The organism is Kitasatospora sp. NPDC018058 (assembly GCF_044327205.1).
In the GTDB taxonomy this organism is placed as follows: domain Bacteria; phylum Actinomycetota; class Actinomycetes; order Streptomycetales; family Streptomycetaceae; genus Kitasatospora.
The window spans coordinates 473,808-492,616 of the sequence record NZ_JBIRFA010000002.1 but is presented as its reverse complement, the minus strand read 5'-3'; the positions used below and the strand labels follow the sequence as shown (position 1 = coordinate 492,616).

At 72.4% G+C, this 18,809-nt stretch carries 15 protein-coding genes, 1 tRNA gene and 1 other RNA gene; 8 read left to right on the top strand and 9 right to left on the bottom strand.

Annotated features, from left to right (window positions below):
* Nucleotides 1-104: 104 nt before the first annotated feature.
* Nucleotides 105-2,267 (bottom strand): DNA polymerase III subunit gamma and tau, encoded by a 2,163-nt coding sequence (locus ACH4E7_RS04840; RefSeq protein WP_396247549.1) that lies wholly within the window; start codon nt 2,265-2,267, stop codon nt 105-107.
* A gap of 103 nt (nt 2,268-2,370) precedes the next feature.
* Nucleotides 2,371-2,461, bottom strand: an RNA gene (ffs, locus tag ACH4E7_RS04835) — signal recognition particle sRNA small type.
* 111 nt (nt 2,462-2,572) lie between these two features.
* Between ffs and ACH4E7_RS04830 the strand changes: the two genes are divergently transcribed.
* Both ACH4E7_RS04830 and ACH4E7_RS04825 read left to right on the top strand, forming a co-directional pair.
* A tRNA-Ser gene (locus ACH4E7_RS04830) sits at nt 2,573-2,657 on the top strand.
* 344 nt (nt 2,658-3,001) lie between these two features.
* On the top strand, nt 3,002-4,105 hold the full coding sequence (locus ACH4E7_RS04825; RefSeq protein WP_396247548.1) for a PP2C family protein-serine/threonine phosphatase: 1,104 nt from the start codon (nt 3,002-3,004) through the stop codon (nt 4,103-4,105).
* A gap of 76 nt (nt 4,106-4,181) precedes the next feature.
* On the opposite strand, the gene ACH4E7_RS04820 is transcribed toward ACH4E7_RS04825, so the two are convergent.
* The 3 genes from ACH4E7_RS04820 to ACH4E7_RS04810 form a co-directional block, all read right to left on the bottom strand.
* Nucleotides 4,182-5,345, bottom strand: a complete 1,164-nt coding sequence (locus ACH4E7_RS04820) for a PP2C family protein-serine/threonine phosphatase (protein WP_396247547.1) — start codon at nt 5,343-5,345, stop codon at nt 4,182-4,184.
* 132 nt (nt 5,346-5,477) lie between these two features.
* Entirely contained in the window at nt 5,478-5,804 is a 327-nt protein-coding gene (locus tag ACH4E7_RS04815) for a UbiD family decarboxylase domain-containing protein (RefSeq protein WP_396247546.1), read from the bottom strand.
* Nucleotides 5,801-7,516 (bottom strand): BTAD domain-containing putative transcriptional regulator, encoded by a 1,716-nt coding sequence (locus ACH4E7_RS04810; protein WP_396247545.1) that lies wholly within the window; start codon nt 7,514-7,516, stop codon nt 5,801-5,803. Before ACH4E7_RS04810 ends, ACH4E7_RS04815 begins: the two co-directional genes overlap by 4 nt.
* A gap of 444 nt (nt 7,517-7,960) precedes the next feature.
* On the opposite strand from ACH4E7_RS04810, the gene ACH4E7_RS04805 reads away from it, so the two are divergent.
* The gene (locus ACH4E7_RS04805; RefSeq protein WP_396247544.1) at nt 7,961-9,613 is read left to right on the top strand and encodes an arylsulfotransferase family protein; all 1,653 of its coding nucleotides are present in this window, start codon (nt 7,961-7,963) and stop codon (nt 9,611-9,613) included.
* Nucleotides 9,614-9,793: 180 nt separating this feature from the next.
* On the opposite strand, the gene ACH4E7_RS04800 is transcribed toward ACH4E7_RS04805, so the two are convergent.
* Entirely contained in the window at nt 9,794-11,020 is a 1,227-nt protein-coding gene (locus ACH4E7_RS04800) for a Mu transposase domain-containing protein (protein ID WP_396247543.1), read from the bottom strand.
* Between the two features lie 534 nt (nt 11,021-11,554).
* Here ACH4E7_RS04800 and ACH4E7_RS04795 point away from each other — a divergent pair.
* The 4 genes from ACH4E7_RS04795 (at nt 11,555) to ACH4E7_RS04780 (ending at nt 14,944) form a co-directional block, all read left to right on the top strand.
* A complete protein-coding gene (locus ACH4E7_RS04795) occupies nt 11,555-11,701 on the top strand; it encodes a hypothetical protein (protein WP_396247542.1) in 147 nt (48 codons plus the stop codon).
* A 60-nt stretch (nt 11,702-11,761) separates the two neighbouring features.
* Nucleotides 11,762-12,439 (top strand): hypothetical protein, encoded by a 678-nt coding sequence (locus tag ACH4E7_RS04790; protein ID WP_396247541.1) that lies wholly within the window; start codon nt 11,762-11,764, stop codon nt 12,437-12,439.
* 379 nt (nt 12,440-12,818) lie between these two features.
* Nucleotides 12,819-14,327, top strand: coding sequence for an MFS transporter (locus ACH4E7_RS04785; protein ID WP_396247540.1), 1,509 nt, complete (start codon nt 12,819-12,821; stop codon nt 14,325-14,327).
* Nucleotides 14,324-14,944, top strand: coding sequence for a helix-turn-helix domain-containing protein (locus tag ACH4E7_RS04780; RefSeq protein WP_396247539.1), 621 nt, complete (start codon nt 14,324-14,326; stop codon nt 14,942-14,944). Before ACH4E7_RS04785 ends, ACH4E7_RS04780 begins: the two co-directional genes overlap by 4 nt.
* Nucleotides 14,945-15,186: 242 nt before the next feature.
* Here ACH4E7_RS04780 and ACH4E7_RS04775 read toward each other — a convergent pair whose 3' ends face one another.
* The gene (locus ACH4E7_RS04775) at nt 15,187-15,906 is read right to left on the bottom strand and encodes a TetR/AcrR family transcriptional regulator (protein ID WP_396247538.1); all 720 of its coding nucleotides are present in this window, start codon (nt 15,904-15,906) and stop codon (nt 15,187-15,189) included.
* A 109-nt stretch (nt 15,907-16,015) separates the two neighbouring features.
* On the opposite strand from ACH4E7_RS04775, the gene ACH4E7_RS04770 reads away from it, so the two are divergent.
* A complete protein-coding gene (locus ACH4E7_RS04770) occupies nt 16,016-17,101 on the top strand; it encodes an alpha/beta fold hydrolase (RefSeq protein WP_396247537.1) in 1,086 nt (361 codons plus the stop codon).
* 67 nt (nt 17,102-17,168) lie between these two features.
* Here the strand turns inward: ACH4E7_RS04770 and ACH4E7_RS04765 are convergent, their stop codons facing one another.
* Nucleotides 17,169-18,110, bottom strand: coding sequence for a molybdopterin-dependent oxidoreductase (locus tag ACH4E7_RS04765; RefSeq protein WP_396247536.1), 942 nt, complete (start codon nt 18,108-18,110; stop codon nt 17,169-17,171).
* Nucleotides 18,111-18,192: 82 nt separating this feature from the next.
* On the bottom strand, nt 18,193-18,720 hold the full coding sequence (locus ACH4E7_RS04760; RefSeq protein WP_396247535.1) for a GrpB family protein: 528 nt from the start codon (nt 18,718-18,720) through the stop codon (nt 18,193-18,195).
* Nucleotides 18,721-18,809: the final 89 nt, after the last annotated feature.

The following is an 18,809-nucleotide window of genomic DNA, read 5'->3' as shown; positions in this document are numbered from 1 at the left end:
ACTCCTTGCTGTCATGCGGTTCGTCGTCCGTCGCCGCCGAGCCTACGTCTTCGCTCGATCGCCGGGAGTCGGTCGCCGGATCGGCGGAGCTCAGTCGGTGGGGCTCAGTTGCCCCGGTGGTGGATCTCCTCCAGCACCGTGGCACCCAGCTCGCGGATGATCAGCTCCTGACCGGAGAACGCCTCCTCGTTGAGGTCGGGGTCGTCCTCTTCCGGGATGTCGTCCTCCGGGGCCACCGACTGCACCGGACGGGCCTGGAGCACCACTGCGGGCGGCGGGGCCTGCACCGGCGCCGGGGCCGGGGTCTGGACCCGGGGCTGCGGCTGGACCGGGGCGGGGGCCTGCTGGACCGGGGCCGGGGCGGGGGCGGCCATCGGCGGCGCGGCGGCCGCCGGACGGGCCGGGGCTCCCCAGCCGCCGCCGGTCGGGGCCGCGCTCGGGGCCCCGCCGGCACCGCCGGACGGGTCCACGATGCACTCGATCCGCCAGTCCACTCCCAGCGCGTCGCCCAGCGCCTGGCGCAGCACGTCGTCGCTGTTGCTGCCGACGAAGCTGTCCCGGGCGCCGGCGTTGATGAACGACACCTGGAGCGTGCTGCCGTCGAACCCGGCCACCTGGCCGTTCTGGCTGAGCAGGATCCAGGTGAAGCGGCGGCGGTTCTTCACCGCCTCCAGGATCTGCGGCCACAGCTGCCGGACCTGCGCGGCGCCCTGCTGCGCGGCCGCGGACGGCTGGCCGCCGGGGGCGGCCGCCGCGGGCGTGGGCGTGGGCACGGGGGCCGGGGCCGGTGCCGCGACGGGCGCGGGGGCGGCCTGCGGCTGCGGCGCGGGAGCCACGGCGGGGGCCGGGGCGCCTCCGGCGGGCGGGAAGCTGCGCGGGATCGGCCAGGCGCCCGGCGCGGGCCCGGCGGGGGCCGGGGGCGGCGGGGCCTGCACGGGGGCGGCCTGGACGGGCGGTGCCTGGACGGGCGGTGCCGCCATCGGGGCGGCTTCGGCCACCGGGACCGGTGCCGTCACGGGCGCGGGCGCCTCCATCGACGGGACACCCACCACAGCGGCCATCGGCGCGGCCATGGGGGCCATGCCCGCGGCCGCGGCGAGCCCACCGGCCGCCGCCCGCCGCTCCAGCTTGTCCAGGCGGGCCTGCAGCGACAGCTCGTCGCTGTACGCGCCCGGCAGCATCACCCGGGCGCAGATCAGCTCCAGCTGCAGCCGGGGCGCCGCGTTGCCGCGCATCTCGGTCAGCCCGGTGTTGACGATGTCCGCCGCCCGGCTCAGCTCGGCCGCGCCGAACGCGTCCGCCTGCGCCTGCATCACCGCGACCCGGTCGGCCGGGGCGTCGATCAGCCCCTTCTCCCCCGCGTCCGGCACCGTGGCGAGGATCACCAGGTCGCGCAACCGCTCCAGCAGGTCGGTGACGAAGCGGCGCGGGTCGTGCCCGCCCTCGACCACCCGGTCGATCACCTGGAACACCGTCGCCCCGTCGTGCGCGGCGAAGGCGTCCACCACCTCGTCCAGCAGCGCGGAGTCGGTGTACCCGAGCAGCGCGGTGGCCATCTGGTACGTGACGCCCTCGTCCCCGGCGCCGGCCAGCAGCTGGTCCATGACCGACATCGAGTCACGCACCGAGCCCGCGCCGGCCCGCACTACCAGCGGGAACACCTGGTCCTCGACCTGGATGCCCTCGCGGCCGCAGACGTCCGTCAGGTAGTCGCGCAGCGTGCCGGGCGGGACCAGCCGGAACGGGTAGTGGTGGGTACGGGACCGGATCGTCCCGATCACCTTCTCCGGCTCGGTGGTCGCGAAGATGAACTTGAGGTGCTCCGGCGGCTCCTCGACCACCTTGAGCAGCGCGTTGAACCCGGCCGAGGTCACCATGTGCGCCTCGTCCAGGATGAAGATCTTGTACCGGCTGTGCACCGGCGCGAAGAAGGCCCGCTCGCGCAGCTCGCGCGCGTCGTCCACACCACCGTGCGAGGCCGCGTCGATCTCGATCACGTCGATCGAGCCGGGCCCGCCGGTCGCGAGGTCCCGACAGGACTGGCACTCCCCGCAGGGCGTCGGCGTCGGCCCCTGCGCACAGTTCAGACAGCGGGCCAGGATGCGCGCGCTCGTCGTCTTGCCACAGCCGCGCGGCCCGCTGAACAGGTACGCGTGGTTGACCCTGTTGTTGCGCAGGGCCTGCTGGAGCGGAGCGGTCACGTGCTCCTGCCCGATGACCTCCGCGAAGGTCTCGGGGCGGTAGCGGCGGTACAGGGCTAGGGACACACCACCGACGATATCGGGACGGACCGACAAACGCGCCGCCCCTTCGCTCCCGGCCCCTCACTCCGTACGACCTCGCACGGTCCCGCGCGGCCCCCGGGAACGCAAAGACCCCCCGCGCACCCGCCAGAGCCCTCCTACCCTTGCTGCCTTCCGGCCCTGGGGGGGTTCAGAGAGATAACGCCACACGAGGGGCTGACACCCACACTACCGGATCCCGGGCCCGACGATCCACAGGCCACCCCCGCCCCTCCGCCTGCGGGATAGCTGGTCGCGACCACCCCAAAACATGTACTAAGCTCTCCCTCGGAGGATTCGCCTAGAGGCCTAGGGCGCACGCTTGGAAAGCGTGTTGGGGGCAACCCCTCACGAGTTCGAATCTCGTATCCTCCGCCTTTGCCTGATAAGGCAGTTGAAGGCCCCGTCCGGGTTTCCGGGCGGGGCCTTCGTCGTGTCGTGGCCTCAGTTCCGGTCTCAGTTCCGGTCTCAGTTCCGGTCTCGGTCGCGTTTCCGGGCCTCGCCGCTGATCGGCGCCGGTGACCCGCGGTAGCCCCGGCCTGCCCGCCACCGTGGCCGCTGCCGGGCGTGAGGCGCCGACGACGGAGGCGTGCACCAGCCGGGCCGCAAGCCCCGCAGGCGGCCACGAGCGTGTCCGAAAGATCGGGTAAGTCCGTGATGTGACAGGCTGGCCGGGGCCTGCGCTCCGGGCCTCGATCGGCCGGGACGGGAGGTGCACCGTGAAAGTCCTGCGACCCACGCTGGCGAAGGTGCCGTGGATGCTCGCGGCACTGGTCCTCGTGGCCGGCCTCCTGCTGGACCATTTCGCGCCCCAGCCGTACACGGGGCTCCCGCTGCTGGCAGCCGCACCGCTCATCGCGGGCGCCACACTCTCCTTCCGCTCCGCGCTCGCCGTCGTGTGCGTCACGTCCGTGGTCTCGGTGCTGGTGGACATCCAACGCGGGCGTCCGGCGACACCACTGATCGTCGACCTCGCCGTGGTCAGCGTGATCGGCGTACTGGCTCTCGCGGTCAACCGGCTGATCGTGCGGCAAGGGCGCGATCTGGCGCTGGCCAGGGATGTCGCGGAGAGGGTCCAGCGGGCGGTGCTCCCGGAGCCACCGAGGGACGTCGGGCCGCTGACCGTGGCCGCCGGGTACACGGCGGCGCAGGCCGAGGCACGGATCGGCGGTGACTTCTTCGCCGTGCAGGAGACGCCGTTCGGGGTGCGGGTGATCATCGGCGACGTACGGGGCAAAGGCATCACGGCTGTCGCCGCCGTGGCGATCGCGATCGGAGCCTTCCGCCAGGAGGCCGAGTACGCTCCCACCCTGGTCACGCTGGGACAGCGGATGGACGAGGCGGTGGCCAGAGACACCGCCCGGAGCGGCCCGGTGCCCGCCATGGAGGGCTTCATCACCGCCGTACTGGTCGAGGTCTCCGCCGACGGCGAGACGCTGAGCCTGGTGAACCACGGGCATCCGCCCCCGTACCTGATTCACGACGGACAGCTCGCGCGGCTCGACCCGACCGTCCCACAGCTGCCCCTCGGCCTGGGACCGGTCGATCTCGCTCCCGCCGGCTCCGTGCCCGCCGATGTCGTGCGGCTGCCCCCGGGAGCCTCACTGCTGCTGGTGACCGACGGCGTCACCGAGGCGCGGGACAAGCGGGGGACCTTCTACGATCCGCTCGCCTCGGAGCGCATGCACAGCCGGTTCAGTGACCCCGATGCGGTGGTGGACACCCTCACCGAAGACGTCGGCCACTGGACCGGGGGCAAACGCGACGACGACATGGCCATCCTGGTGGTCACCCGGCGCCACCGCCCTTCCCACGTCGCCTGATCAGGAAGCGGACCTCCCACGGCGCCGCCGCGCCGCCGGTGTCGCTGCAGTGCGCCACATCGTCATCGGGGCGTGCTCAATGACGGGAGTCGCCCGTGTGGACGGCCTTTCCCAGACGGTGGCCGGGGTGCGGGGTGGGCGGGCGGTGGATGGCGACGAGCGCGGCGTCGTCGTCGAGTCGCCCGCCGACGTGGGCGAGGAGGTCGCGGCGGACGTGGTGCAGGAGCACGTCGGGAGAGCTGTCCGTCCAGCGCGCGGTCCGCTCCGCGAGAGGGTAGAAGTCGCCGTCGTGATCGCGGGCCTCGATGACGCCGTCGGTGTAGAGGAGCAGGGTGTCGCCGGCCTGGAAGGCGACCACATCGGGGGAGTGGTCCGCCGCCGTCGTCTCGGCCACGCCCAGTGGAGGCGAGGGATGCAGGCTCAGGGGGGACACGGAGTGGTCCGGCGTGAGAAGCAGGGGCGGGGGGTGTCCACAGCTGATCATCTGGGTGGCGGAGCTGCCGTCGGGGATCTCCAGCAGCAGAACGGTGGCGAAGTGCTCCCCCACGTCGCCGTCCGGTGTCGCGAACTCGGCCTGGTAGCGGCTGATGCTGTGCTCCAGGGCCGCGGCCAGCGCCGGAAGGTTCGTGTGCTGGTGCGCGGCCTCGCGGAAGGCTCCGAGGAGGATCGCGGCCTCGCCGACCGCGGGCAGGCCCTTGCCCCTGACGTCGCCGATCATCACTCGGACCCCGTCCTCGGTGCGGGTGGCCGCGTACAGGTCGCCCCCGATCCGGGCCTCTTCCTCGGCGGCCAGGTAGAGGCAGGAGATCTGCAGCGGGCCGATCTGCTCGGGCAGCGGCCACAACAGGACGTGCTGCGCGGCCTCGGACACGGACCGCACCTTGGCCAGCTGGCGTTCGCGCCGCTCGCGCACCAGACAGAAGCAGACGACCAGGACCGACAGCACGGCGAGGGTGACGATCTGCACCAGGTGGTTCGTCGTGGTCAGTCCCCCGTGGAAGACCCCGATGATCACCTGCGCTGCCAGGGCCAGCACGGCCATGGCCCCGGTCAACCGGGGACCGGCGAACGACGCGGTGATCGCGGGCGCGATGACCAGAGCCGGCCCCAGGTGGACGTCCGCGGGAGCATGAAGATCCACCACGGTGATCACCACGATGAGCACGAGCGGGATCACCAGCAGCGCGTGGCGCGACCGCCACGGCTGCCCCAGACCGGCGAAGCGCCGTCCCAGACCCACCCTTTTACTGTGCACCTCTCCCGCGTCGCCGACGACCGCGGAGCGAGGGCGGCCGTTCCGAAACGGCCGCTCCGGCGGACCGCGAAGACCCACCGCGATAGTGCGGCGATAGCGGTGCGTTGGTGCGGCTGCCTAGCCTCGTCCCCGCACCGGAGGAGGGTGGATGGACGGACATCGGCTGGTCGTGGGCATCAGTGGCGCCACCGGGATCGCGTACGGCATGTCCTCGCCCCGCTCGGTCCACTGCGCGCGGATCATCCCCAGGTGCTGGGGCGGCGGGATCAGGCAGGCCAGGCGGTTGTGGTCGACCAGCATCATGCGGTTGATCGACCAGTTGGTCCACGACCCGTCCGGTGTCTTCGCGATGTTCATCCCGAAGGACTGGATGTAGCGGCCGCCGTCGCCGTCGTAAATCAGCGGGGTGGGGAACTTCAGCAGGTCGATCGCGTCGCCCGTCATGACGTTCTGCTTGCAGGGCGCGGCGGCCCGCTGAACCACCACCGGCGGGATCGGCTCGCGCTGCCGCGCGTCGGCCAGCGCCGTGACGATCTCGACCCCCTTGGCGTCCGCTGGGAGGCCGAGGGCGCTCCGCGATGGCCTCGATCGCCTGTCCCTGCCCGGACGTCCGCCGAGCCCCGAGTCTGCGCACGAGCAGTCGATGCGAAGCGTCCGCGCTGAGCGGTGCCAGCACCAGCGCCTCGGCGCCTTCCAGCGCCACCAGGCCGCCCAGCGACCTGCGACTGGTCACCAGTGCGCGGCAGTCCTTGCCGGACGGCAGCAGCGGCCGGACCTGGGTCGCGTCGCGCACGTTGTCGAAGACCACCAGCAGCCGCTTGTTCGCGACCAGGCCCCGATAGAGCGCCGCCCGGCCCTCGGGCGTGACGGGAAGACGGGTCGCGGGGACGCCCAGGAAGTCGAGCAACGCGTCGACGGCGCCGTCGGCCGCGACGGGTCTGCCCTCGGCGGTGAAGCCGTTCAGGTCCAGGTACATCTGCCCGTCGGGAAACCGTTCGGCGATGCTGTGCGCCCAGGCCAGGGCAAGGGTCGTCTTGCCGACGCCGGCGGGCCCGACCACGGTGGCGACGCGCACGCCGGCCCCCGTCCAGTGCGCAGGTCGCGATCGGGCCGTCCCCGGTACGGGAGACGGGCGGGGCGGCTGCCGCTTCCGGCAGCGGGGCCGGTGTGGCCAGCAGCCGGGTGAGCTCCCGCAGCTCCTGCTCACGACCGACGACCAGCTGCGGCGGGCGCGGCAGCTGCGACAGCGGGAACCCGGCGGACGGTCCGCCCGGCAGGTCGCCCTGCGGCCCATCCGTCAGGCCGTCCCGCGCAGGTGCGACGAGCCCCGTCGCGGCCTTCGCCCGCGCCACGGACCGGACGCCGGAGTGGGCCAGGGCGCGCGCCTGGTCCCATACCGCCATCAGTTCGGACAGCGGTGCGTCCCGCAGTGCCAGTCCGTGCAGTTCCTGCAGGCACGGCGAGGGGTCGGCGCCGATGCCGTCCCGCAGCGCCCGCCGGGCCCTGCCGTAGCAGCTCAGTGCCTCGGCCCGGCGCCCGGTGCCGTACAGGGCCACCATGGCGCGTTCGTACATCGGCTCCAGCAGCGGGTGCACGACGGTGAGGTCCATCAGTCGCGGCAACGCCCGGTCGAAGTGGGCACCGCTGAGCAGCGCGTCCAGCCGGACCTCCTCCAGGCGCAGCTGGAGGGTGTCGAACGAGGGCGCCCAGTCGGCCCGGAGCCGCTCGCACGGCACGTCCTCCAGGGGTTCACCGCGCCACAGGGCGAGGGCCGCGTCCGCGTGCCGCTCACCGGACCGCCAGTCCCCATCGCAGACCGCCTTCCGGGCCCGGGTCTCCAGCGTCGCGGCCCGCAGGTGGTCGAGTTCGGCGTCGTCGCGGACCTCCAGCCGGTAGCCGCCGGCCGTGGTCTGCAGACGGTCGGCGACCTCCCGCAGGTTCCGGCGCAGCCGGGCCACGTAGTTGAGGATCGCCGGCTTGGCGTTCACCGGCTTGCGGTCCTGCCAGACGGCCTCCATCAGGGCGCCGGTCGAGACGGTGAGGTTGGCGTGCAGCGCCAGGCAGGCCAGGAGGGTGCGCTGCTTGGGCGCGGCGACGACGAGGCGATCTCCGGCGTCCGTCTCGACCTCAAGCGGCCCCAGCACGCCCAATCGCATTCCAAGCCCCTCCCCCGTCGGCCCTCACCACAGTAACTCTCCCTCGGAGCACCGGGTGTGATCTTGTGTCGGTTCCCGGCGGGAGCGGTCACCGTGCACCTCAGGGACCGGATCGGTGGGCACACGGCTGGGCGACGACGCGACCTCTTCGAGGTGGCCGGAGCCCGGCGGCCCCGGAGCCGCGCCTGTGCGGCAGGCAGCCGACCTCGGGGCATCATCCAGCCGACCGAGCGGGACCGCTCGGCCACCGGCCGGTCGCATGGCCTGTTCGGGTGCCATCTGTGGGCCATACCGGTCACCGGGGGCGAAGGCCTCCGAGGCGAAGGCCGCAGGCCCGTACAACCTCGTGTGGGGCGCCGGCTTCCCACCGCTTCCGGGCAGGACGGCCGAGGCCGTGGCCATCGCTCCGATTCCGCGCCGGCGAGCAGCAGAAGGAGGAGGGACGTGCCTGCGACCACGGGTGCCTGGCACCGCTGGATGGCGGCCGCGACGGTGATGGTGACGGCTGGGGCACTCGGTTCGCTCGGGGCGGGCACGTCCGCGGCGTCCGACCCGATGGGATGGGACCGTGCCCAGTGCGCGACCCGGCCCGCCCCGCCGGCGGCGAACGTACCGCCACCGATCACCTCCGGCAGCGATGTGTGGAGTTTCGTGTCCGCGCCGAAGCTGCATCCCATGCGGGTCGCCGTGACCACGCGCCGACCGGGCACGGCCCCGGGGGACGTCTTCGTCGCCCCGTACAACCTCACCCAGCCGGTCGGCCAGACCGGGGCGCTGATGCTCGAGGACTCCGGCGATCCGGTCTGGTTCCGCCCGCTTCCCGTCGCGAACCTCGAGAACGGCGACTTCCGGGTGCAGAGGTACCACAACCCCCGGACCGGCGCCACACAGCCGGTGCTGACGTTCTGGCAGGGAACCATCGCGATTCCCCCGTACTACACCGACCTGCCCGGCGGCGCCCCCGAACCCGGCGGCTGCTACTACATCTACGACGACCACTACCGCCTGCTCAGCACGGTCTTCGCGCGGCACGGCTTCTACCCGGACTTCCACGAGTTCCTCCTGACGCGCCGGGGGACCGCGCTGTTCATCGCGTCCAAGCCGGTCCCGATGGACCTCACCCCGTACGGGGGGCCGAAGAACGGCGCCATCGAGGACAGCGAGGTCCAGGAGGTCGATCTCGCGACCGGGAGACTCGTCTTCTCGTGGAACATCCTGGACCACGTGAACCCGGCGGAATCCGAGGTGTCGGCCTCCTCGGCGTCCTCGTCCGGCGGGGTGTGGGACGCCTATCACGTGAACTCGATCGACGAGGGCCCCGACGGCCAGCTGCTGATCTCGGCCCGGAACCTCTGGGCGGTCTACGACGTCGCGCGGCAGACAGGCGACATCCGCTGGCAACTCGGCGGCAAGAGAAGCGACTTCAGCTTCGACCCGAACGCGGACTTCTACTGGCAGCACCACGCCCGGTTCCGGCCGGGGAACCGGATCAGCATGTTCGACGACGGCTGCTGCAACCAGCCGGACGGCACCCCCGAACAGCAGTCACACGGCCTGATCCTCGACCTCGACCTCCCCAACCACCGCGCGACCGCGGCGCGGACCTACTACCACGCACCGGGGTTGTACGCGGCGTCCCAGGGGGACACCCAGGCGCTCACCAACGGCAACGAGTTCGTCGGGTGGGGGCAGGAGTCGTACTACTCGGAGTACAGGGGCGCCGGGAACACCGAGGGTGACGGCTCGAAGAACCTGCTCTACGACGCCATGATGCCGGGCTCCGACATCTCGTACCGGGCGTTCCGCCACGAGTGGGTCGGCAAGCCGTGGTACCCGCCCAGTGCGGCGGCGCGCGACGGCAGCGGCGGGCGGAGCACCGTCTACGCCTCCTGGAACGGTTCAACGGAGACCAGAGCGTGGCAGGTGCTCGCCGGACCGGACGCCCGTTCCCTGTCGGTGGTCGTCGACCACGCCGACCGGACCGGCTTCGAGACGGCCGTCACGACGGACGCCCCGGGACCGTACTTCCAGGTGAGGGCGCTGAACGCGAAGGGGGAGGTCATCGGGACGTCCCACGCCGTGACGCGCTCCGGTTGAGGCGGGGGTGTGATCGGCACCGGGGCGGACTCCACGGGAAGGACCGCACCCCGGGCCGTCTCCGGTGACGTCGCCCGCGACCGTCGAACAGCAGCCCCGGGCCGGTTCGAATCCCGGATCCTCCGCCTCCGCCCGCCGGGGCGAACGAAGGCCCGGACCGCTCAGGCGGTCCGGGCGCGGTCAACGGGCGGCCACGGACTCCGGGCCGGCGTCCGCCGCCCCCGCGCGTCCGCCGTCGACCCCGCGCAGCGCCTGCGCCTCGGCCAAGGCCTGCGGCGAGAGCGGCTTGCGCCCCCGGCCGTCCCGGCAGGCCGGGACCTGGGGGTGCCCCAGACGTGCCGGGCGTTCCAGGATGTTCGTTTCTGCACCGTCGGCGATGGTCCGGGCCGACCCGGGCGGCGCGAACCGGTGGCGGGCGATGACCGCGCCCGTGGGGGTCGCGATGGACAGGTACGGCTCGTCCAGCCGGTGGTGGACCGTCACCAACGCGCCGGCGAGGTCGGGCTGGACCGCGTAGAAGCTGTCCCGGTACGGCACCAGCCCCTGCGGGCCGACGACCCTGCGCGTGGACAACCGCGCGGGGAACGGGGTGATCGGCAGGGCCGGCAGCCGATGGTCGTCCTGGGTGTCCCGGCACAGTGCGAGCTGATCGAGCTCGTCCTGGGCACCGGCCAGCCAGATGTCACGCGCGACGCCGTGCCACCAGTCGCGCAGCACCGCGTCCCGGGCCTCGTCCGGCGGGTCGACGTGGTCGGCCGGACCGAGCTGGACCGCCGCGCCGTAGTAGCGGGCCACCTGGGCGAAGACCGGCTTCGGCTGGCCGGTCGCGACGGTGCACGCGACCGGCGTCCGGCCGAGCCGCCAGCATCCGGGGGTGCCACCCAACCGGCGCAGTAGCCGGTCGATCGCCTCCACCAGGTGCGGAAGGTCGTCGCCGTCGCTCAGCACGCCGCGCCAGCGACCGGAGGTGCTGAGGGTGCCGATCAGCAGCTGCGCGTGGGTACCGCACCCCCACCCCGCCGGCGGGGCGGGCAACCGGAGCCAGTCGAACCGGATCTCCTGGCCGCCTCGTGGCGCGTCCGCCGGCCCGCCCGGGTACGCACCGGGCGGGCAGTGCGCACAGGGCGGACGCAACAGCTGCCGACGCAGCGCCCGGGTGAAGGTGGAGTAGGCGCCGGGGTAGCCGAGTTCGACCACCTCCGCGAACAGCCGGGTCGCCAGGAGGTGCGGGTCATCGGCCAGCCGCTGCCGGCAGTAGGGCAGGAAGAGCAGGAACACGTCCGGCGTCGCACTGCGCACGCCCGCGACCCGGCCGCCGCCGAGATAGGACCGTACCGTTTTGCGGTCGTGCCCCAGGTGCCGGGCGATCGCCGAGATCGACCAGCCTTGGAGATGCAGCTCCCGCATCTCCAGATATTCCTTTCTGGCGAGCATTCCAGTCCCCCTGCCGAAACCGACTAGAAAATCATGCCGGGTGCATGTGGATGGCGGATCCTTCCAACGAGCCAAAGACCTTACATGAGTATCCGGAAGATGCGAAGCGGGCAGGATGTCTACACCAATGATTCGTTGAGTATTCCGGGGAGGATGCGGCATCCGCGCGCACCACCTCGCCGCGCCACCCGGGGATGATCACCAAGCAGGTGCAGCCAATTATGAACATATGACCACCATTTCGATAGTGGGGAATTTTCTTGAGCACCCTGCGAAATCTTCAATCCGTCAGGCCGGGTGGACCGACCGGGGAATTCCATGTAGCATGCCCGAAATGAGCTATTAAAGGTCGCCCGGATTGCGGACATTCGATGGGCCATCCCGGTCGTTGATCGGGGTATGAGCGTAATTCGTCAATGGCAAAATTTGCCCCCGGCCGACCGGGACCCCGTGTGCAGTGTCGGCACCTGGCTATTTGTGCCCGATCGTCGAAATGCTGCGGGGGACGTGCAGTGCGGCTACCTGTCGCGCAACGGGGAGCGCATCGTCCTGGCGCACTGCTCCCGGCTGCTGGCCGACTTTCTGCGTACGATCCGCCACCTCCAGGAGAGCCACGCCCAGCGCGCCGGCTCCTCGGCCCCGGCCGAATGCTGACCCGCGCGACTCGGCGGCGGGCGGGCAAGACAGCGGACGGCACAACGTTGGGAGTTGGCGATGTACGACCCGATGGGCGAGTCCTCCGCCTGGTTCGGGACCGGGGCCAGTGTCCTCGGCGCCCCGACCGCCGAGGAATGGGCCAGTTGGGACAGCGGGCAGCCCGGTCCGCTCCACCCCTACGCGTCACTGGACGACCTCAGCCTGCTCGACACCGTGCCGCACCAGGCGACGAGAGAGCCCGCTCCGGCCGTCCGGCACCGCCGCGAACAGCGGGTGACATCGTGGCCGTTGGTCTTCCGCAGGCTGTTCGGGGTGCTGACGGCCATGACGGTCACCGCCGTCTGCGTGCTGGACTGGCTGCTCTGCTACAACCCGCTGCGCGACCTCGCCGGGTCCCGGGTGCCGCACGGACTGGACCACCTGTGGCCGGTGATCATCTACGGGCCGTGGCTGGTGGGCAGCCTCTCGATACTGCGCAGCACGCTGGAATCACGCAGGCTGGTGCACGCGTGGGTCGTGGTGGTCGCGTTCTCCGGCATCGCGACGGGGCTGTGCTCCTTCGAGGTGTACCGGACGTCTCTCGATCCGCTCGACATCGTCGTCGCGGGACTGCCGCCGATCACCTCGGCCGTCTGTCTGCACCAGCTGGTGCGGCAGATCGCAGCGACCTCCCGTCCCCGCCGCCCATCGCCACGGCACACCACCCACCGGGTGTCGCGGCGGCGGAGGCGCTGAGCCCGGCCGAAGGCCCGTCCCCGGCGGCCCGCTCAGCCGTCGTCGCACGCCCATGACACCGACCAGCGGATACGGGAAACGCTGATGGGTCCCTGGTCGTGTTCACCGTGGTCACGCTCGGGGCGTCTCCGCGCTCTCGAGGGCCCCGACCGGGTTCCGGTCGGGGCCCTCGTCGTTCCCGCCCCAGCCCCCGGCCCAGCCCCGCGCTCGGCTCCTGGCCCAGGCCCGGGCTCGGTTCCCGGCGCGACTGCGGCGACCCCCTGTCGATCCGGGCTTCTGTCCGGCGGGTCGCGTATGTCATCATGCGATGACATCGTCTGATGACATCGCATGATGACAGTCGTCGGACACCCGATCTCCGACAAGGGAGGGCGCGTCCATGGAGACCCCTACGGGCCTGTCGACGCGACGTGAGCGGGCCCTGGTGCCCGTGCTGGTGTTCCTCAGTGCCGTGGTGGCGGTGATCAGCAGCCTCGGTGCGCCGATGATCCCGACCATCGCGGCCGTCGATCACGTGTCGCTCGCCGAGGCGCAGTGGTCGCTGACCATCACCATGCTGGTCGGGGCGGTCGCCACCCCGGTGCTCGGCCGCCTGGGCGACGGCCCGGCCCGGCGTACGGTCACCCTCACCGCCGCCGCCATGGTGGTGCTCGGCAGTGTCCTGGCCGCGCTGCCGCTCGGCTTCGGCTGGCTGATCGCGGGGCGGGCGCTGCAGGGCGTCGGGGTCGGGCTGACCCCGCTGGCCATCGCCACCGCCCGGGACGCCCTGCCCGCCGCGGCCTCCCGCTCGGCGGTCGCGCTCCTCTCCATCACCACCGTCGCCGGCGTCGGCCTCGGCTACCCGATCACCGGCCTGATCGCCCAGTCCTTCGGCATCCACGCCGGCTTCTGGTTCGGCGCCGTGATCAGCGCCCTGGCCCTGGTGCTGGCCGCCCTGGTGCTGCCCCCGACGACGGGCCGCGAGCGGCGCCCGCTGGACGCGCTCGGCGCGGTCCTGCTCGGGCTGGCGCTGGTCGGACTGCTGCTGGTGCTCAGCGAGGGCGAGACCTGGGGCTGGGGCAGCGCCCGGCTGTGGACGGTGGCGGGCGTGTCCCTGCTGCTGCTGGTCGGCTGGATCCGGCACGAACTGCGCACCGCCCACCCGCTGGTGGAGCTGCGCAGCCTGGCCAACCCCGTGGTGCTGACCGCGGACGTGGCCGGACTGGTCGCGGGCGTCGGGATGTACCTGCTGATGTCGCTGGTGATCCGCTACGCCCAGACCCCGGTCAGCACCGGCTACGGCCTGGGCGCCTCGGTCGTCGTCGCCGGCCTGGTGCTGCTGCCGTTCTCGGCGGTCAGCCTGCTGTCCAGCAAGGTGGTCCCGGGCCTCACCCGGCGCACCTCGCCCGCCCTGGTGCTGCCGCTGGGCTGCGCGGTCTCGCTGGCCTCGATGCTGTTCTTCCTGTTCGCCCGCGCCCACCTGTGGGAGCTCCTGGTGGTGATGGGGATCGCCGGACTCGGCGTCGGCTGCACCTTCGCCGTGATGCCGGGGCTGATCGTCAACGCGGTGCCCGCCGACGAGGTGGGCAGCGCGGTCAGCTTCAACCAACTCCTGCGCACCGTCGGCTACTCCACCGGCAGCGCGCTGTGCGGTGCCGTGCTCCAGGCGCGCACCGCGCCGGGACAGCTGCTGCCCGCGGACAGCGGCTACCGCGACGCCGCGCTGATCGGCTGTGCGGTGTGGGTGGTGATCGGGCTGACTACGATCATCCTGCCGCGGCTCAGTGCCGCGACCGCCGCCCGCAGGGGTGCGCGCGTGGACGAGGAGCTGATGGTGGAAGAGAGCATCGCCGACGGTGTGGCCGGCGAGTCCGAGGTGCCCGCGCTGCGGGCCGGGGCCGAGCGGTGACCGAGGCGACCCCCGGGGCCGACGGGACCACCGCCGCGGACAGCGGACGGCCGGAACCCGCGGCCCCCCGGCGCCGGGACGCCGCCCGCAGCCGGGAACTCCTGATCCGGGCGGCGCTGGAACTCTTCGCCGACCGCGGCTTCGAGCGCACCACCATCCGGGAGATCGGCGACCGGGCCGGTGTGGACCCGGCGCTGATCGCCCGCTACTTCGGCGGCAAGACCCAGCTCTACCTGGCCACCGTACGCATGGAGTTGGGCGACTCGGCACCCGCCGACCTGCTGGACGAGGACCGCCTGCGCACCCTGGTGGAGCGGCTCACCCGCCGCGGCCCCGGCCCCTCCTTCCAGGCCGCGGTCCTGCCCGGCGACAACACCGAGGTCCAGCAGGCCGCCCGCACCTACCTCCACGAGCGCCTGGTGCAGCCCCTGCACGACCGCTTCGCCGCCGAGGACGTGGACCGCCCCCAGCTGCGCGCCGAACTCGCGGCGGCCGCCTTCGCCGGAATCATCCTGGCCCGCTCCAGCGGCGCCTTCGGCGAACTCGCCAAGGCCGAGCCGGGGGAACTGCTTCCCCTCATCCACGACCTCCTGGCCGCCAGCCGCCCGACCGCATAACGGAATCCGGCCCTCCCGGGTCACGGCCGTCCTCGTCGTCGCGGCGCGCCTCGCCACCCGGGAGCACCGGAACGAGGCGCGCGAACTCGCCCAGAGTGACCCGGTGCTCGCCCATGACCTCCGCATCGGACGTCCCGACCTGCCGCGCCAGTACGTCGGCGCCGCCGCCCGGATCCGCGAGTACGCGCTCCTCCTGCCGAGGTGACCGGGTGCCGGCCGCGCCGGTGTTCGCCCGAACCGACTCAGGGCCGGTCGACCAGCAGCTGGACGCCGTCGAGGATCCGGGCGAGGCCGAACTCCAGCGGGTCGACCGGGTCGGGGGCGAAGGCGCCGGCGGCGATGGCGCGGGTGAGGGTGGGGAAGCGGTCGGCGTGGCGCTCCAGCAGCTCGCCGGTGAGTCGGTTCCACTCCTGGCTGTGCTGCTCGTCGAAGTCGAGGTCCTGCTGGACGAGCGTGCGCACCAGGCCCGCGACCAGCACGAACACCCGGTGCTGTTCGGCCGCGGTCAGCCCTGACGGCTCCAGGGCGGCGAGGGCCGCGTCGAGCCAGCCGAGCTGGTTGGGGCCCATGAGCTGGCGGCGCATGGCGGTGGCGGGCAGCAGCCAGGGGTGGGCGCGGTGGATGTCCGCGGACCGGCGGGCCCACCCGGTGATCCGCTCGCGCCAGCCGTCCCCGGCCGTCGACAGGTCGGGGACCTCGGCGAGAACGGACTCGACCATCAGCTCGACCAGTTCGGCCTTGCCGGGCACGTAGCGGTAGAGCGCCATCGCCGAGACGCCGAACTCCGCGGCGACCTTGTTCATCGAGACGGCGTCCAGCCCCTCGGTGTCGGCGATCACCACCGCGGCGGCGGCGATGCGCTGGGGGGTCAGGCTGGGCTTGGGCCCCCGGGTCGGCTGGCCCTGCTCGCCCCACAGCAGTGCGATGCCCGCGCGCAGGTCGCGTGCCTTCTCCCTGGCCATCCGACGCTCCCTCTCAGCAGCTGTTCCGCGATGCCCGTTGACACCGCCTCAGAACTGTATATACCTTAAACGCATATGCTGACGCGATAAACAGTTTGGGGGATACACCATGCTCGCCACCATCGCCACCGTTACCGCCGCCGCTCTCACCGCTCCCGTCGCCGGCCTGCTGGGCTACCGGCAGCTCAAGCGCGCCGCATTCGCCGAGCGGCTGCGGATCACCGGCCCGAACCGCATCGACGAGGCGGGCTTCGTCCGGATCGGCGGCATCGGCCAGTGGGTCTCCATCCGCGGCGAGGACCGCGGCAACCCGGTGATCCTGGAGATCCTGGGCGGCCCCGGCGCCTCCAATCTGGTGTTCATCCCCCGCACCCGCGCTTGGGAGAAGCACTTCACGATCGTGCGCTGGGACATGCGCGGCGCCGGCTTCACCTTCGCCGCCACCGGCCCGGAGGGGCAGGGCGAGCTGAGCTACGAGCGGCTGTACCGCGACGCCCTGGAGGTCACCGAGCACCTGCGGGCCCGGCTCGGCGTCGACAAGCTGCTACTGGTCGCCAACTCCTTCGGCACCGTCCTCGGCCTGCGGCTGGCCCGCAACCACCCCGAGCTGTACTCGGGTTACGTCGGCACCGACCAGAACGTCATCGACGGCGGCCGGGAGCGCTCGGCCTACGACGCGCTCGTGGGCCGGCTGCGTGCGGCGGGCCGGAAGAAGGAGAAGGAGCTGGCCGCCGTCCTGGCGATGGGCGCCGACCGGTCCACGTGGACCACCGAGGACGTCGGCGAGTACAACAAGCTGGTCCTCACCACCGACCCGCTCTCCTTCGACACCATGAAGACCGTGGTGGTGCGCTCGCTCTGGTTCTCACCCCTGCACACGCTGCGCGGCCTGCGGTCGTACATGAAGGCCATGGAGTTCTCCGAGCGCCTCCAGCTGGAGGCCGCGACCTTCGACGAGCGGGCCGAGGGGACGGAGTTCCGGATCCCGTTCTTCGTCTTCCAGGGCGACGGCGACGTCCTCACCCCGCCGCAGCCGGCCGAGCGCTTCTTCGACGAGGTCACCGCGCCGGTCAAGGAGTTCGCCCTGATCCGGAACGCCAGCCACTTCGCGAGCTTCCGCCACCCCGACCAGTTCCTCGACCTGATGCTCACCAAGGTCCGCCCGGCGATCACCGCCCAGCCGATCGCCTGCTGACCTCGGCGACGCCCGTCGCCCGTCACCCGTCGCCCGTCACCGGTCAACCGGTCAACCGGTCAACCGGTCAACCGGCGACGACGGTTATCTCATGGACGGCGTTCCGGTCACCGGTGAGCGGCTGGACCCGCCCGGCCGAGTCGGTGGCCCGGCAGCGGACGCGGTGCGGGCCCGGGGCGAGGTCGTACCGGAACCGGAAGCGCTGCCAGCTGGGGTCCGGACCGCGCCGGTCCAGCTCGGCGGGCTGCCAGTCGGCGTCGTCCACGGCGACCTCGACGGCCACCACCTCGGTGGAACTCCAGGCGTAGCCCGCCAGTTCACAGACTCCGACCGGGACGTGCCGCCCGTCGCGCGGGGTGAGCAGCTTGCTGCTGACGTCCTTCTCGCGGACCGGCCGGGACTCGCTCTCGCCGGGCAGGACGCGGGTGTACAGCCGGGTGGTGAAGAGGTGCTCGGGGCGCTCGGCGGCCAGCACGATCCGGGTCAGCCACTTGACCGAGTTGGTGCCGAACATCCGGGGCGCCACAGCACGCACCGGGTACCCGTGGTCGGGGCGCAGCGGTTCGCCGTTCATGGTGTGCGCGAGGACGACCTCGGCGCCCGCCTGGTCGAGCGGCAGGTCCTTGAGGTAGCCCACGCCGCTCTCCCCCGCGAAGTCTCCGCGGTCGGCGCCCTCCAGCCAGACGTGCCGGGCCTCCGGGCGCGGGCCGGCCGGCTCCAGCACGGCGGCGAGCGGGACGCCGGCCCACTCCAGGTTGGTGACGGCACGGGTCGGCACCTCGGGGCGCAGCGGGTTGCCGAAGCACTCGTGGACGGCGGTGAAGCGGGTCTGCGGCAGGCCCTGGAAGGTCCGGAAGTCCAGCCGCAGGGGCCGCTCCACCAGGCCCTCGACGGTGAGTGACCAGGTGTCGGGGTCGAGCCGCGGGTGCGGTCCGAGGTGGTTGCGGATGAAGACGTCCTCGACCGGAGTGAGGTAGAGGTCCGGTGTCTCCGGGTCCGTCCTGATCATTCGCCACACCCCCGTGCAGTGATCACTGTTCCGCGATCGACAGTACAAGGAGCGACTGACAGCGGGCCTTTCCGGTCGCCGCTCAGGCCCTGAAGGCCCGCGCCTGCGCCATGAGTTCGGCCACGGTCGCGGCCTTGTGCTCGGAGTAGGCGAGCAGCTGCCCGGCGGCCAGAGCGGCGTCCCGCTTGGCGCGGGCGTAGCGGGCGGCCGCCTCCGGGTGGCCCCGCAAGTGGTCGCGGAACAGCAGGTTGTCGGTCCACAACTGCCCGCGCAGCCCGACCACATGGACGTTGGCGGGCCGCTCCGAGCGCCGCCGCAGGTACTCCCGGCCCGGGACGCCCGCCTCGCCCAGGTGCTCGAACCCGAGCCCGCGGACGTACCCGACCACCGCGTCGACGTCCCCTGCCGCACAGCCGATCTGGACGTCGAGCAGCGGCTTGGCGTCCAGCCCGGGGACGGAGGTCGAGCCGATGTGCTCGACCTCGGCGTGCACGCCGAGGTCCCCCAGCCCGGCGGTGAGCCGCTCCACCAGGGCCCGGCCGCGGACCGCCCAGGCCGGGTCGTACGGGGCGAGGTGGACCGGTTCGTCGAGGTCAGGCGCGGTGGACATGTCCGCGAGGGTAGCGGCCACCGGCCCGGGTCGGCCGGACCGGATGTCCGATTCCTTCAAGACCGCCCGCCCGCACCCCGTCTAGCGTG

Excerpts from the sequence above, each read along its gene's own strand:
- ACH4E7_RS04815 (WP_396247546.1), bottom strand. The coding sequence starts at position 5,804 with ATGACGGGCGACGCGATCGACCTGCTGAAGTTCCCCACCCCGCTGATT.
- ACH4E7_RS04810 (WP_396247545.1), bottom strand. The coding sequence starts at position 7,516 with ATGCGATTGGGCGTGCTGGGGCCGCTTGAGGTCGAGACGGACGCCGGA.
- ACH4E7_RS04800 (WP_396247543.1), bottom strand. The coding sequence starts at position 11,020 with ATGCGGGAGCTGCATCTCCAAGGCTGGTCGATCTCGGCGATCGCCCGG.
- ACH4E7_RS04790 (WP_396247541.1), top strand. The coding sequence starts at position 11,762 with ATGTACGACCCGATGGGCGAGTCCTCCGCCTGGTTCGGGACCGGGGCC.
- ACH4E7_RS04785 (WP_396247540.1), top strand. The coding sequence starts at position 12,819 with ATGGAGACCCCTACGGGCCTGTCGACGCGACGTGAGCGGGCCCTGGTG.
- ACH4E7_RS04775 (WP_396247538.1), bottom strand. The coding sequence starts at position 15,906 with ATGGCCAGGGAGAAGGCACGCGACCTGCGCGCGGGCATCGCACTGCTG.
- ACH4E7_RS04770 (WP_396247537.1), top strand. The coding sequence starts at position 16,016 with ATGCTCGCCACCATCGCCACCGTTACCGCCGCCGCTCTCACCGCTCCC.
- ACH4E7_RS04765 (WP_396247536.1), bottom strand. The coding sequence starts at position 18,110 with ATGATCAGGACGGACCCGGAGACACCGGACCTCTACCTCACTCCGGTC.
- ACH4E7_RS04760 (WP_396247535.1), bottom strand. The coding sequence starts at position 18,720 with ATGTCCACCGCGCCTGACCTCGACGAACCGGTCCACCTCGCCCCGTAC.